Source organism: Dyadobacter sp. NIV53 (assembly GCF_019711195.1).
Classification (GTDB): domain Bacteria; phylum Bacteroidota; class Bacteroidia; order Cytophagales; family Spirosomataceae; genus Dyadobacter.
The window spans coordinates 1,697,532-1,712,614 of sequence record NZ_CP081299.1; the positions used below are offsets into that span (position 1 = coordinate 1,697,532).

General features: G+C 43.3%; 12 protein-coding genes. 9 read left to right on the forward strand and 3 right to left on the reverse strand.

Annotated elements, in window-relative coordinates; genetic code table 11:
• Positions 1-736: 736 nt before the first annotated feature.
• From KZC02_RS06835 to KZC02_RS06845, 3 genes are read right to left on the reverse strand one after another with little or no spacing between them, the layout of a single operon-like run.
• On the reverse strand, positions 737-1,501 hold the full coding sequence (locus KZC02_RS06835; protein ID WP_221393412.1) for a LytTR family DNA-binding domain-containing protein: 765 nt from the start codon (positions 1,499-1,501) through the stop codon (positions 737-739).
• The gene (locus KZC02_RS06840; protein ID WP_221393413.1) at positions 1,501-3,864 is read right to left on the reverse strand and encodes a histidine kinase; all 2,364 of its coding nucleotides are present in this window, start codon (positions 3,862-3,864) and stop codon (positions 1,501-1,503) included. Before KZC02_RS06840 ends, KZC02_RS06835 begins: the two co-directional genes overlap by 1 nt.
• Positions 3,854-4,591 (reverse strand): two-component regulator propeller domain-containing protein, encoded by a 738-nt coding sequence (locus KZC02_RS06845; RefSeq protein ID WP_221393414.1) that lies wholly within the window; start codon positions 4,589-4,591, stop codon positions 3,854-3,856. The genes KZC02_RS06840 and KZC02_RS06845 overlap by 11 nt, the downstream gene beginning before the upstream one ends.
• Before the next feature lie 294 nt (positions 4,592-4,885).
• On the opposite strand from KZC02_RS06845, the gene KZC02_RS06850 reads away from it, so the two are divergent.
• From KZC02_RS06850 to KZC02_RS06890, 9 genes are all read left to right on the forward strand, one after another.
• The gene (locus KZC02_RS06850) at positions 4,886-5,311 is read left to right on the forward strand and encodes a nuclear transport factor 2 family protein (RefSeq protein ID WP_221393415.1); all 426 of its coding nucleotides are present in this window, start codon (positions 4,886-4,888) and stop codon (positions 5,309-5,311) included.
• Positions 5,312-5,379: 68 nt separating this feature from the next.
• Positions 5,380-5,682: a hypothetical protein gene (locus KZC02_RS06855; RefSeq protein WP_221393416.1), complete on the forward strand. Its 303-nt coding sequence runs from the start codon at positions 5,380-5,382 to the stop codon at positions 5,680-5,682.
• A 512-nt stretch (positions 5,683-6,194) separates the two neighbouring features.
• Positions 6,195-10,037 (forward strand): ELWxxDGT repeat protein, encoded by a 3,843-nt coding sequence (locus KZC02_RS06860; RefSeq protein ID WP_221393417.1) that lies wholly within the window; start codon positions 6,195-6,197, stop codon positions 10,035-10,037.
• Positions 10,038-10,111: 74 nt separating this feature from the next.
• Positions 10,112-10,282 (forward strand): hypothetical protein, encoded by a 171-nt coding sequence (locus KZC02_RS06865; RefSeq protein ID WP_221393418.1) that lies wholly within the window; start codon positions 10,112-10,114, stop codon positions 10,280-10,282.
• Between the two features lie 178 nt (positions 10,283-10,460).
• Entirely contained in the window at positions 10,461-11,393 is a 933-nt protein-coding gene (locus KZC02_RS06870) for a hypothetical protein (protein WP_221393419.1), read from the forward strand.
• A 10-nt stretch (positions 11,394-11,403) separates the two neighbouring features.
• Entirely contained in the window at positions 11,404-12,105 is a 702-nt protein-coding gene (locus tag KZC02_RS32450) for a S41 family peptidase (RefSeq protein ID WP_221393420.1), read from the forward strand.
• Positions 12,033-12,440, forward strand: a complete 408-nt coding sequence (locus KZC02_RS32455; protein ID WP_255637527.1) for a S41 family peptidase — start codon at positions 12,033-12,035, stop codon at positions 12,438-12,440. The genes KZC02_RS32450 and KZC02_RS32455 overlap by 73 nt, the downstream gene beginning before the upstream one ends.
• Before the next feature lie 357 nt (positions 12,441-12,797).
• The gene (locus KZC02_RS06885) at positions 12,798-13,436 is read left to right on the forward strand and encodes a hypothetical protein (protein WP_221393421.1); all 639 of its coding nucleotides are present in this window, start codon (positions 12,798-12,800) and stop codon (positions 13,434-13,436) included.
• Positions 13,437-14,497: 1,061 nt separating this feature from the next.
• Complete coding sequence (locus KZC02_RS06890; protein ID WP_221393422.1) at positions 14,498-15,064, forward strand: type VI secretion system tube protein Hcp; 567 nt, start codon at positions 14,498-14,500, stop codon at positions 15,062-15,064.
• The last annotated feature ends 19 nt before the right edge of the window (positions 15,065-15,083 follow it).

The window sequence follows — 15,083 nt, forward strand, 5'->3', positions numbered from 1 at the left end:
ACATTGAATTTACTTCTGTAAATTTTTAGTGCTGTAATGATTATTTTTGCTAAATAGGTCAAAAGAAAAGATATCCCTCACGGACATGTTTATCCTTCATCAATACACACTCTTAATAGTTGCACATGTCAATCTCCCTGATTTCCAGTATCTGTATTTTGATCTTTTCAGCAACATAATCATATTCATTTACATGGCACATAAGACCTGGATTTTTCTATCCTGTGAATTTAATGCAAGCCCCGAACTGCTGAGATTTGTGGCAAAAGTAAAAGCTTCCCTTCTGTGCCCCGGGGAAAGAAACCTATGCAGCTGTTCAATCTGTTAAGAAACAGGTTTCAGTTGAGACTCCTGCAAACTGCTGTATCAGGTTCAAAGGTGGAAGAAAATGTTTCATCCAGGCCACTACCACCTGTAATAAACCTAATGAGGGTTGAGTCCGCAGTTTTGACCGAAACGATCAAAGGATTATTAACTGATTAGTTAAAGGTTTAGAAAGCACCCTGCTTTGGACAGAAAACCTGACCTAACCAAGGTGTTTTATTGACATTATTTGTTTCTAAATAATGGAAGATACAGGTCAGATTATTTTAAACAGGTAAGATGGGTTCGATAAATATTTGAATATCTCACAGAATCAGCGCCACCATCTGAAACGCAGTTCCTTTAAGCACTAATTAATACCTCATGTATTTTTCCATTCATCTTTTACAAATTTGAAACCAATCAAGGCCTGTTAGCTGTCAAACCATTTTTTAAATGCAGGTGCTTTTTCTCTGCTGATGTCCAGTTCTATTTTTAAAGGGCTTCTGAGTGCTACGGTCAGTTTTTGATTTTCATGCAGCCGAATCCCATGAACCGCTTCAATATTGATGATAAACTGGCGGTTGGCCCTGAAAAACTTTTTGGGATCGAGCAGTTCTTCGATCTCCTCCATCGTCGTAAAGTCAATTACGTGACGGTCACCTTTCGAAGTGTACAGATAATGGATGGTATCTTTGGTAAAGCACGCAATATCATCCGTACTGACCGGGATCCATTGGTTTCGCAGGCAAATAAGGAATTTTTTCTTGTATTCTGTTTTGGCAGGATGCGTGATAGTATACAGCATCTGGTGCAGGTTGGCCTGCATGGAATAGTTGTTACCCAGCAGCGCACGGCACTTATCCGTTGCTTTCTTTAGCTCTGTTTCATCCACCGGTTTCAGCAGATAATCAACTCCGTTGACCTTAAAAGCGCGGATCGCGTATTCGTCATATGCGGTTGTGAAAATAATCGGACAATTAATCTTTACATGGTCCATCAGCTCAAAACTAACCCCGTCACCAAGCTGGATATCCATAAACATCAGATCAGGCTGTGGATTGTGGCTGAACCACGCAATCGCATCTTCAAGGCTGTAAAGCAGGCTTATAACCTCTATATCACTGGCAACGCTGGCGATTTTGCTCTGCAATTCACTGGCTACCAGGATTTCATCTTCAATGATTACCGCTTTCATCAGATTAAAGGAATTTTTACAATAAAGAATTTTTCATTTTCGATGATCTCGATCGTCTGATCGGTCAGGTAATGGTAAAGCGAGCTTAAATTGGTCAGTCCCTTGCCGTTGCTGGTTTCTACAAAGTTTTTACGCTGGAGCTTACTGCGTACTACAAGTTTGTCATTTTCTGTGAATATATGGATCACCAGCGGGCTGGCAATTGAAATCTTGTTGTGCTTGATCGCATTTTCAATCAGGTTTTGTAAAGTTACCGGTGCGATCTTCCTGTGCGTATGCTTTTGGTCTACATCGATATTTACTTCCAGGCCATCCTGAAAACGCGTTTTCTGAAGTCTGATGTAGGTCTGTGTAAACTGCATTTCGCTGGCCAGTGACACCAGTTCACTGTCCCGGTTTTTGAGTATGTAACGATAGGTACTGCTCAGACTTTGCAGAAACTCCCCGGCTTTAAGCTGGTCAATCCGGATCAGGCTGCTCAGTGAGGTCAGGGAATTGAATAAGAAATGCGGGTTAAGCTGCTGTTTCAAACTGTCGTACATGATCATCGCCTTTTCTTTTTCAAGCGAATTGGCCCTGCTTTCGAGCGCATAGATTTTTTGTTCCTGCCTGACTCGGTACCTGATAAACAGGTAAATAAGGCAGCCGGCCAATATAATCATGCTAAAACGGAACCACCACTTTTTGTAGAAAACGGTTTCAATATGTAACGGCAGGACCACAGCTGCTTCCTTCCAGTCCTCGTCCACACTACTGGCTTTGATCTTGAAAATATAATCCCCGCCGGGCAGGTTCGTATAGCTCGCATACCTGCGGCTGCCGCAGTTAACCCAGGTTTCGTCCAGTCCTTCCAGCATATAGGCATAATGCTGCTTCTCGGGCTGATCTAGGTCCAGGGCTGCAAATTCGAAGGACAATCTGTTTTCATCCGGCTGAAGGTTTATTGTTCCGTCCCGGCGGAATTGCTTTTCGAAATATTTTTCCTGATCATTGACTTTCAAAGAGGTCAGTAAAACAGGAACAGCCGGCCGTTTGAGTTGCAGGAAGGCAGGATCAAACTCATAATATCCCCTCGCCAGGCTAAACCGCATCGTATGGGTACCGGACCGCATGATCCGCTGCTCGGTGTCCGAGTACCGGATCCCGTCCGATGCCCCGAAACTGGTAATTGTGTGGTTTTCAGGCTTGACAACACAAAGAAACGAACTGGTCACGCACCAGATCTTTCCATAGTCATCGTCACATAAATCGTAGACAATATCTCCTCGAAGACCATGTTCGGCCGTGAGCATGCACGTGCGGACTGCTGCATTATGTTCAATCTCGAAGCTGAGCAAGCCAGCGTTAGTCCCGGCCCAGATCGTTCCATCACGGTCGGCGATCAATGCATGAATGTGATTTCCGGCTGCCTCTCCTAACGTTTTAGCAGAAATCCGTGTGAACTGATGCGTCTTTGCGCTAAAATAGGCCAGGTATCCGTTGATGCCTCCGATCCAGACATTGCCCTTGTGATCCATGGTAATGGCCTTGATATTCGATTCCGGGATATAGTTGCTGCCTTTTTCAAATGTAGCATAATGCCTGTAGTTCCCGGATTTTCTTTCGTAAACAAACACACCGTTGCGCCTGCTTGTGATCCAGATATCCCCCTGCTCGTCTTCACAGATCCTTTGAAAAAAGTTGGAAGTATTTTCGGTAGCTGAAAAACGGGGCGGCTGGACCGGCTTGCGAAGTGCTATCCGGTCCTGGTCGAGCTGGTAAATATAATCGCGGGTCACAATCCAGATCACGCCTTTACAATCCTCGATAATATCGTTGACGATCATCACTTTTTCATCAAGATCAAAATTGAAAACAAGCGTCTTATTTATGCCTTTTTGCTTGTCGTATATATGTATACCGTCAGCGAACATGGTCCCCTTGATCAGGAAACGTTTGTTTTCGAATATCTTGGAGATGATATAAAGCTCCCCGTTATCCGATCTGGTCACAGGGGTTTCAAAAAAAGAAAATTTCTTTTTGTCGATCTGCACTTTGTACAAACCGTTTTCATGGTTAAGCCAGAAATTTCCCGACCTGTCTTTCCAAAGCCCATAACAGCTACCTGGGGGCAATCCGGGAATATTTTTATAAAAATGAAATGTACCTCTGGATTTCAGGAAGTAGCCAAACCCACCCGCGGAGGCGGCCGCGATCCACAGGGTATCCCGGCCCTTGGCTACCATACCGTTGATAATGTTGGTAGTGCCGCTGATAATCCCAGGCTCATGTTTGAAATTCCCCCATTTTCCTGAACGTGGATGGTAAAATGAAATCCCCCCCGACCACGAACCCAGCCAGATCGTGTCCCTGTCATACTGCATAGATGTGAAAAGATCGCTTCTTATAAAGTTCTGGGGCTGAATCGGAAAAGGTATGGGCCTGCAGTTTCGCTGTTTTTTTATCAAAACGGTATAGCCCGTCTGCTGTTGCGATCCAGAACTTTCCTTTTTTTACCTCACTCATACCAGTGGCATAGTCATATAGTCTCCTTCTGCTGTCCAGCGGCGTGCCGGCAGGCAAGAGACTGTACCTGGTGCATTGCCCGCTTTCTTTATCAAGGCGCATAAAACCTTCCCTGTGAATGCTGACCCACACGTCATTTTCCATATCCACATGCAGCATGCGTATCTCGTGCGTTGGAAAACGTTTGTTGTTTTTATCGACCAGCGGATAATTCCTGAAACGCCCTGTCGCCGGATCATAGGAAGTTACGCCGCCCTGCTGGTATCCAATCCATATCAGCCCGTCCGGCCCTTCGGCCAGCGTAGTGACATAGTTGGAAGAAAGAGAATTGGCATCGCCGGATTTCTTACTGAACATTTTGAAGCGGTATCCGTCAAAACTGCTTAACCCTTCAATCGTGCCAAACCAGAGCATACCTTTTTTATCCTGGATCATACACCGGACATACTTGCTGGCCAGTCCTTCGGATTCGTCATAACCTGTAACAGTGAAAGCCATATCCTGAGCCTCCACAAAATATGAGGAAAAGACAAGAAGACATTGAAAAAGCAAGTAAGTAAAATGTTTTCCGGATAATGGCCACATAGAGGTGCAAGGAACACAGGAGATGTTGAGTAATCATTGTTAGCCTAAATTTCGCAAAAATCCGTACCAATTTTCATTTTTTTTTCGTGAGGTGTAGTCAATTGAAAATGAAGCGGGTGTTAAATGAAATGATCCGTCACTATAGTATTTTTCTTAAAAAACCACCCTAGATATACAGTCGTTCGACTGCATACCCTTCCTTTGGATTTCCCTACACTTCAGTCTGAAATGGCTACACCTGACTTCGTTATATCTTAAAACCAACAAGCATCCTGATACATTTGAAGAAAAAAAATGGAACTGTACATCATCGACGACTTTAAGAACTATTTTGAAAGCCTTGCACACACAGACGGGACAAGGATTGAAACATTTTACGCTGAGGATATACAGTTTCAGGATCCCGTCCGCAAGATCAGCGGATTGGAAAATCTGAGGTTATATCACGATCAATTCAGTAAAAACCTGGTTCAGGGCGGATTCAGGTACACCCAGCAAACGCTGCTGCACGACAAGGCCTACTTGTCCTGGAAGCTTGAGCTGGAATACAAAGTGCCCAAAAAGCGGGTGACCGTTTCAGGGATTACTGTTTTGCTGGTATCGGACAAAATTATCTCGCACCGCGATTATTACGATGCAGGGGCACTTTTTTACGAAAACCTGCCGATTGTCGGACCTGTAATCCGGGCGTTGAAAAGGCAGCTGTCAAGGAATTGCTAAAAAAAACAGGTAGTTCAGATAAATAATAATTAGTCAGGAACACAATTTAAATATCCTATCTATTAGTCATGGAAATTACGCTATTGTTGCATTCAAAATTCATTTTAACTCTTTTGGTTCTGTCAGGTACAATCCTCGCGCCGGTTACAGGTTCGGCGCAGTCCTACAACGTGACCGCTAATGAAAAAGGCGGCGTGATCTACAAGGATTTGGTCAGTAATAGGAATACCGTTTGCCGCATTACCTGTGATTGCGCTGGTCTGGCAGAAGGCAATTATTTAATACAACTATACGATAGCAAAGATTCTGAAGCCAAAATATTTATGGCCGGCCAGGATTCCTGGGAAATACCGATTGCCAAAACAGGATGAACTAAAGGCTGAACCGAATTTTGTGACTATTGAATATATCCGGTACAAATTGATTTTACATAACTATAACTATGATCAATGTTTTCAATACCAGCTAATTCGCCAATTTGTGTTCATTGGCTAAAATGGCCCCGATCTACGGTCAACACAAGGAAAAGTCTTCTGCAACGGATGACAACGGCATTCACTCGCAACGCATTATTTTACATCGAAGTTTGGTTTGCCAAAGGGCGTTGGGTACCGAAAACCAACCTTATCCGAAAAAAAGCATTCCAACGAGCCAGAAACCAACAGGCCTTCACCTGTTTCGCACCAGCACCACTAACCTGAGCCACACATGAAAACCTTGCAACACTAACCTGGTTTCATCCGGCTTTTTAAGCGGTTTGTTAAAATTTTGTTCCCTGTTGTGCCAGTCAAAATAGCCGGGATAGCAAGTATTTAATCTTACAAATTCAATAATTATATTCCAAAACAGAGCCTAAAAGTCTCTATAACTCAAACTCAACGTGATGAAAAAAAATTATTTATGGTTCATTGTACTATTCTTATTCTCACATGTGCTCAAAGCGCAGTCTATTGAACTTGTTAAGGATATTAATACAGCAGGCAGCTATCGTGGCCTGCGGACAAGGGAAGCTGCCACAGCCAACGGACTCTATTTCACATTGGCATATGATGAGATCAATAAGCTGGGCCTGTGGAGAAGCGATGGAACAGCCGCCGGAACCTTTTTGCTGTCATCGCTGCCAGATATCACCGATTACCCTGCCCAAAATCTGACTGCTGCCGGAAAATTTGTTTTTTTTGTATCGCTTTACGACGGGCACTACTGGCTCTTCCGCAGTGACGGCACCAAGGCAGGCACCTACCCTCTTCATCCCGTTTACAGCTCGGTATACAACAAGCTCGATATTTTCGAATACAACGGTGCTGTGTATTTTTCGGCTTATGATGGTACAACTGAAAACCTTTGGAAAACCGATGGCACGGTAGCAGGAACAGTGAAGTTGAAAAGTTTCCCCTCGCAGCCTTTCGGTTCAACCGGGCCTTATGACTTTTATCAGTTTAACGGGCTTATGTATTTTCTGGTCCAGACCGGATCTGGCTCGAATGTAACCTACCAGCTCTGGAAAAGTAACGGTACCAGTGCAGGAACTGTGCCTGGCCCGCTATTTTCCAGCAGTTTTAAGCCGGTTGCTGTCAATGGTTACATGTATTTTTCTGATGGAAAAAACTTTAAACGGACCGATGGAAATACTATAACAATCGTTAAAGGGGGCTTTGCCACCATAGGTAACCCGGTTTTGGTTGGCTCAACAATCTATTTTTCAGCTGGTCCACAGTATCCTGATATCGAATTGTGGAAGTCTGACGGTACCAATGTCGGCACTGTCCGTGTAAAGGATATCTATCCGGGTGCAAATCAGGGTTCTGAACCCCAGCTCCTGACCAACATCAACGGCACCCTGTTTTTTACGGCCAGAACCTCTGCCGGCGGGCATGACCTATGGAAAAGCAACGGTACAGACGCCGGAACAGTGCTTATCCGGGATATTGACCCTGCGGGCGAAGTTGAATTTGGGCGTATGTTTGCTGTGGGCACTCAGGCGGTTTTTTTAACAGGCTATGAGTCTGACCAGACACTTTGGAAAAGCAACGGAACCAGTGCAGGCACACAAAAAGTGGTGGACTATCCAGTAAGCAATGCAATTGGTATAGGCAAATCCGTATTTTTTAACGGTGTAAGTAACCTTGGCTCCCAGCTATACAAGTCGGATCTTACCGCCGGGGCACAAAGGATTACCGACCTGTTCCCTCCAGGCTCAAATCCGGACGGATTTACAGATTTTAATGGTACACGTTATATGGCGGCAGACAACGGCATAAACGGGCGCGAACTGTGGAAAACTGATGGAACTACTGCGGGCACAGTCCTGATAAAAGATGTAGCGCCCGGCCTGGCCAGCTCAAACCCTGAACAACTGACAAAGGTCAACGGAAATCTGTTTTTCGTAGCCAATGGTGGAGAAATCTGGAAAACTAATGGGAGCAATTCCGGCACTGTTCTTGTGAAGAGCGTAGTATCGGATGCAAGCGACCACATTGAAGGCCTTATTGATGTAAATGGAACACTATATTTCGGTGTAGTATCATCAGACGGGGCACTCAGGCTCTGGAAAAGTGATGGCACAACTGCGGGCACTATACAGGTAACCAGCTTTTCTTCTACGCCATCCTTCAAGCCGGCAGTGCTCAATGGCCAGCTATTTTTCCCGGCCTGGGACGGAACTGACAGTTACGAACTCTGGAAAACGAACGGGACGGCGGCCGGAACTTCAATCATTAAAAATATAGGCGGTGAGGATGGTGTAAATACACTGATACGCTTTGGTGCAACGGCACTCAACGGCTTTCTTTACTATGCGATCGAAAGTGCGGCCGGTTTGCATCTGGTCAGGACAGACGGAACTACGCCCGGAACGGTTATTGTAAAAACGCTGTACAGTATGTCAGATGCCTATGTGGGTGGTTTCAGAAAAGGCGGAGATTTACTGTATTTCAGTGCCTATGAAATTTATGATTCCCAGGAATATCTGTGGAGGACGGATGGAACGTCTGCCGGAACGGTTAAACTTGCCGCATTCGACAGTAACAACGACTCGGGTGATTATATATCCTTCGGGCCTTATGTGGACGGCTTATTTTATTTTGTGCCTTATGACCATGGAAACGGAGGGCAGCTTTGGGTGAGTAACGGGACTACGGCAGGGACACGACTGGTTAAAGATATCAGTACGCAAGCAGGGAACCAAGGAATCAGAAATCTTACGGCAGCCGGCGATATTGTTTACTTCACCGCCTCAGACCAGGCACATGGCAACGAGCTCTGGCAGACAGACGGTTCGGATGCAGGCACCCGTATAGTCCAGGATTTCAGTTTAAACGGAAGCTCCGTTTTTAACAGTGTAAACAACTATAACGGCACGCTGCTTTTGTCCGCAAATAACGGTTCGGCAGGTACAGAATTATATAAATACCAGGCCTTGCCACCAGCAGCATTGCGGATCAACTCGGCAGGTGCATCCTTTGTTGCATCTTCAAACCGCAGCTTTTCAGCCGACCAGTATTTTAGCGGAACCACGCAAATATCCACTGCGGGCAACGGTGATATTCTGGGTACCAATGATGACCAGCTTTATAAAGAACAGCGGTTTGGATCAGCATTTCAATATAATATTCCATTAGCTAACGGGCAGGTGAGCGTTGTGCTTCATTTTGCTGAACTTTTCTGGGGCGTACCCGGAAAGGGAGGCTCAGCCGGAACCGGCAAACGCAGGTTCCATGTCGATGTAGAAGGCAGCAGAAAACTGACCAATTATGATATTTTCACTACTGCGGGCGGGGCCATGCGTGCCAAAACAGAAACTTTTACAGTGAATGTGACAGATGGCGTGTTAAATATTAACTTTCTGACCGGTGCAGCTGACAAACCTATTATTGCCGCAATTGAAGTTGTGCCTACGCAGGTAATTTTAGGGCCGCTTGCCGATGCCACGGTACGTAATACGCCCAATAATGATACCAACTACGGCACGGCTGCAACCCTGGAAATCAAATCAGGTAGCCTGCCCAGTTATGAGCGGAATATTTATCTGAAATTCTCGCTGGAAGGCATCAGCCAGGTAGGGACAGCCAAACTACGGATGTATGGTTCCAATGTGCAAAGCAGCAGCAATGTCAGTCTGGCCGCTTATGGTGTACCCAGGGATGGATGGGCTGAAACCGATATTAACTGGTCGAATGCTCCGATCGCCCCGGGAGAGCCGCTGGGCTCAGTAAATGTTAACAATTCGGCTAAGTACTACGAAATCGATGTGACAGCTTTTGTAAAATCCCAGCTGGCAGAGGACAAAATAGTCGGTTTATTTATAACCAACCCGGCTAATCAAAACAGCCAGCTGACTTTCAACAGCCGCGAAAATGCAGCTAACCCGCCGCAGCTGATCATTAATGCTGTGTCACCTCCGGCTGCCAGGACAGGAGCAGAAGAAAACCTTGTCGAAATATTACCAAAGAAAGAGACAGAAACCGAATTCGCAGCATCCGCCATTTACCCTAATCCTGCCGGGAAACACTTCACAGTTCATTTGTCGGGCAAACATAAAGGAGAGGTAGATTTGCAGATGATCAACCTGACAGGAAATATTTTCCAGCTACAAACGAAACCTGCCAATACCAATTCGAACGTTGATGTAGATGTCTCCTCCATGCAATTATCAAAAGGAATGTATATCATGAAAGTCCAGTCCAAAACATTTACGGAGACCATTAAAGTGCTGCTGACAGAGTAGTTAAACAGGAATTAAACAGCTTTCCTTTTAAAGTACCTTTATTTTGAAAGGAAAGCTGTTATTTTAATTCATTCATGAAAGGTTCTGTTATGGATAAGCCAATGCTTAAAAATGCATTTGCATTGATCATAACAAACCACTCTATAGCCTTTGACGTTGTAATCCAGTTTTACATCAGGCAGCAAACCAACGCAGCCATTATAGTGGCAGGAGCTATCAGCCATTTTATTATTTACCTCCTTTAACAACTGCTTAGGGCATACAAAAAAATTTTGTGCCCCTTTTCAAGCCTTTTTATTTTTTATACAATTGCTTCGATGGAATCCCCCTGTACAAGCTACTAATTATGCATTGCTTAATTACGCAATATCTGCAATGAGGGGTTGATAACAATCATATCATTTTTTCATTTTACCTATTTCCATGAAAACAAACATAATCAGGTACTGGCAAGCCAGGACCGATAAAGTCCGACATTGCAGTGAAACAGTTTTTCGCCGACCAGGCGTTTATTTCCGCAGATTTTCATTTCCCCTGGTACTTTCTTGCTTTTTTCTGATGATCGTAGTTCATGGTCGCGGTCAGGGAAGTACGGATTCTCCGCCTGTGAGGAATCAATTCACAATTGGGCTGGGAGCCAGCTATATTAAGACGCTTGATCTTCTTTATTCGCCTATAATGTATAAATCGTTAAGAACCGACTTGCATCTGGGCTATTTATCCAAGTCAAAAAACGGAGTTTTCTCTACTGATCTCAATGTTTTTTTAGGGGCGTTAAAACCTAATTCCGGTGGTGCCGTCATCGTATATGCCAGCGAAACAGCAATAGACGGCGTTGAAACTACCGAAGATATGAGACTTGAAATGAGTCAGATAGGTTTCAACCTGCAACTGGGCTATTTACATAAACTGCAGAAATTACAAAGTCCATCCAAAGCATTTTACCTGGGAGCAAGTCTGGAAGAAAGTTTAACCTACACACCGGGATTTGTTAATGTCGGCGTAATCAATTATGGATCAGTAAATGCCAGAGCGAGATTTGAATATTTGCTAAAAAATGGTAAACCGGTCATTTTTGACATAACATTTCCTCTTGTGTCGGTAGTCACCCGGCTTCCCTATAACCAGTCCCCAGGGGAACCGGGCCAGTCGGGCCTGGGAGCATTTTTTACGGGCAACAACCAGGTTGAAACGCTCAATCACTTTCAAAATGCCCGGTTTTCAATCCAATACCCGTTTTTGATAAAAAAGCGCAGCGCTTTCAATATCAGGTATGAAGCCAGTTGGATGCATTACTACAACCCAAGGCACCTGACCCAGGCAGGCAATCAATTATCTCTTGGTTTCACTTTTTAATACAACTCTAATGAAAAAGCACATAATGATACATGCAGCCATTTTAATGGCAGTACTTTTTTCTTTCTCCTGCTGTCAGGAACTGATGGTTGGACCAGATGTCCAAAATTCGAATGAAAGCAATTTCCAGCAAATGTGGGAAAAATTTGACAGCCATTACGGCTTGTTCCTGGTTAAGAACATTGACTGGAACGAGGTGTATGCCAAACACCTACCCATGGCCAAAGCTGCCAGAACCGAGGCGGAATTGTTTGCTATCCTATCCTCTGCCGTGCATACTTTAGATGACAAACATATTAACATTTATACGAACAGTCCGCAGCTGACAGATTACAACAGCGGGGAAAATGGACATATACCAGCGCAGGTAGATTTTGATTTTCAGGCGGTCCGGGAAAACTACCTGACTGAGTACCATCAGCAAACAGAGGATTTCGGTTATGGCATGTTAACGTCAGAGATTGGTTATATATATGCCGGAGCGTTTAAGGACAAGCTTTCTGTTTTTGAAAAAGGTATGGACAATGCCCTCAATGCCTTGTCTTCCACCAAAGGAATCATATTTGATATCAGGGATCATACAGGTGGTTCTGATCAGGTGAGTCAGTACATAGCTGGCAGATTCGCCAGTTCAAAGAAATTGTTTATGACCTCAAAAAAAGAAATGGTCCACGTCACGACCAGTTTGGAGCCGTTTCAAACTGGTATGTAGAGCCTTCTGGCAAGACACAATATACAAAACCGGTAATCCTTCTGACCACATCCACTACGATAAGTGCCGCAGAAACCTTCACATTTGCCATGAGGGAAAATGACAATGTGCTTCACATGGGAACTAAGACCGCAGTCGCATTTTCAGATGTGATCGCCCATCAATTACCTAACGGCTGGATTATTACAGTGGGTGTAGGTGACTACCGCGGCTCAGATGGTAAAAGCTACGAAGGAATTGGGATTACGCCGAAAATTATCATTGCAAACAAAAAGTCAGACGTATTGGCAGGGGTCGATAAGGCACTCGAAATGGCCAGTGAAATGCTCAAATAAAAATTTAGGCGGGGAATATTGAGTCTGAGATTAACTATTTGGCATTACATAACTTTCCTGATAGATATGCTTGTTTGAATTTGTCAAATTTATTACAATTTAAATTATCCCTATTTGTCCGTCAATTCAGTAATTGAGCATTCCAAAAAAATCTTTACTATGAAGCCCGGCATTCTGCGCAGCCTTTCGTTGAAGTAAAATCTGCGGCTGCTGATGATCGGAAAACCGAATAAACCTGCCCGTTCACCTTTTGTGCACCTAAAATTGATCTGGGTAAACCTTTTGTATACTTATTACAATTGCTACCGGTTTTCATCTCCCCTACGTTTGTATCGCCTTCTTCACCATGTTTATTTCATGGAAAGGCTTAAAAAAACTATCCATTTTTTATTATCTTTTTTATCTATTATCATGAGACATCTTTTTTTGATTTGTATTTTCCTTGCCCTGACAAGTATGTTATCTGGTTGTAATGACAAGACGGCACCGCTACCGATTAGTGGCTCACAACAGCTGGCTGCCACACAAAATATAGCCGCCAGAACTAGTACGGCACATCTGACCGGCATTGAAGTCAATGCTCCTTATAAGTGGAAACTGGTTAAAACAGGGACTATAAATAAGGGCCAGAGCCTGGTGCTTCAAAGTCCGTTTCAAATCGGCGATTATGAGGTCAGGCATATGCGCTTCAATTGTTATGGAGCAACGCTTTCCTCGCTGGAACCACTTCAAGGCACCTCCTTTCTCAATTTGGGTGTAGTCAGTAAAAACGGCATTACACTTGAATACCTGAAGAACTATCCTTACATAACCGATAAAATATTTACCTCGCCGAAACCTGATGCTTTTTGGCCATTACATCTCTACAAGAATTCAATAATTGCTTGTAAGTCATTTAATAATGAAAATTTCCTGTTTCATGTAAAAAATATAAGACCCAACTCTAATATAGAATTTGATCTATATCAGGCCGTTAAACTAACCCTTTTAAATTAAACATGCCTCCGGGAGAATTCGCAAGCTACGCAGCCAGATATTGAATGGCCCTTGCCTTTGAATCAGAACCGCAACAGCCCGAATTCTCCAAAATGATAGCTAGTTACCAATAGATCTTTCCCATTGAACAAATAATTTCCTGATAGCTGGATTATATTTTCTCACAAAACCCTTTATTCCAAAAAATGTCCTGTTGTTTTTATTAACCGCATATCAATGGAATTTAGAATAAAAAGTAAAGACTTCCCTAACATAGCTGGCAATGAGTTGAGCATAAAAGTTAAGTTTTAGGCTTACAAGCGCGGTATTCCGGACAATCAAAATTTAAAAATAGGCGTAAAGCTATTTTTAAAGCATACACTTCGCACACATTTAAAAAACCGGGGGATATATCCTGCCGATGGCCGAATAACCATTGCCCAAAAGAATTTCAGGTTTTTTTTCATAGTTGGACATAGATACCTGTGTAGAAAACACCTTTGAAAAGTCAGTTGATTCCGGTTTGATCAGGGATATGATTAAAAAAGGCGGCCAGATTTGATATGAAGTTGGCTCAACCCTACATACTAGAGATTATGCTAGCTGGCTATCTGTGTATTATATCCATGGTCAATTGAATTATAATAAAAACATTCCGGGGCGGACAGGATTTGAAGTATTTCTTGATTTCAATCAATTTTTTTGTGGCATTTCCTGCGTTCCTTTGCAATTAAGCTAATCATTATATATGATTAGAGAATCAGGATGCATATAATGGCATTGATCCATAAGCCCTCCGGCTTACTTCTCATGCAAACATTATTTGAATAATAAATACGTCCTGGAGAAAATGCCAACAGGCACCATTCAGGAATCCAAAACCTTTTAACATGATCATAAAAACAAGCAGGGCCCTGATCCATAAAGTTTGATTTCAAAACTGGCAGAATAGGGCATATAATTAAATATCGTTACCTAAAATTCAATCGAAAATTTGACGCATTAGAAAGAGCCCTCCTTTATCAACCAGTATAAGAATTGTACTCAATGTTAAACCTATATATTAATAGATCACCCTTTTTATGAAAAAAATCTCCTTTCTTATCGTTTTTGGTTTTAGTCTGTTTGTTACAAGTTCCCTTTCTGCACAGCAATTGTTCCTAAAAGCTGGTACACTTACCCAACAAGGCAGTATTTATAAAGGCTTTGAAAATTATGTGCAAATTTCAGGTGTGCAGTATGGCGTGGAAGCCCTGACTTCCTACAAATCAACTGGTGCGGCGGTTGGCAAGGCAAACTTTGGTGAAATTGTCATAACTAAAAACGTTGACATTTTGACAAATGAACTATTAAGAAGTATTTCAAAAGGTACATTGTATGCACTTATGGAAATCGTTTCCACCAAAAATACTGCTGACGGGCAGAAAGTGTCTCACAAAATTGAGCTGAAGAATGTTTATGTGACGAATGTATCAAATTCCGCGGTTGAAGGATGCCCGGACGATTGTGCAGGCCTTGAAGAAAGCGTCAAATTTGTATATAAATCAATAAGAATTACGACTTATTCGACAAACGTGAAGACGGGTGTCCTGACGGCAAACCTAAATCCTTTCGTTTTCGATGTGACGACGATGAGCTCCACGTTTTGATTGGTTTAACCTTTAAACA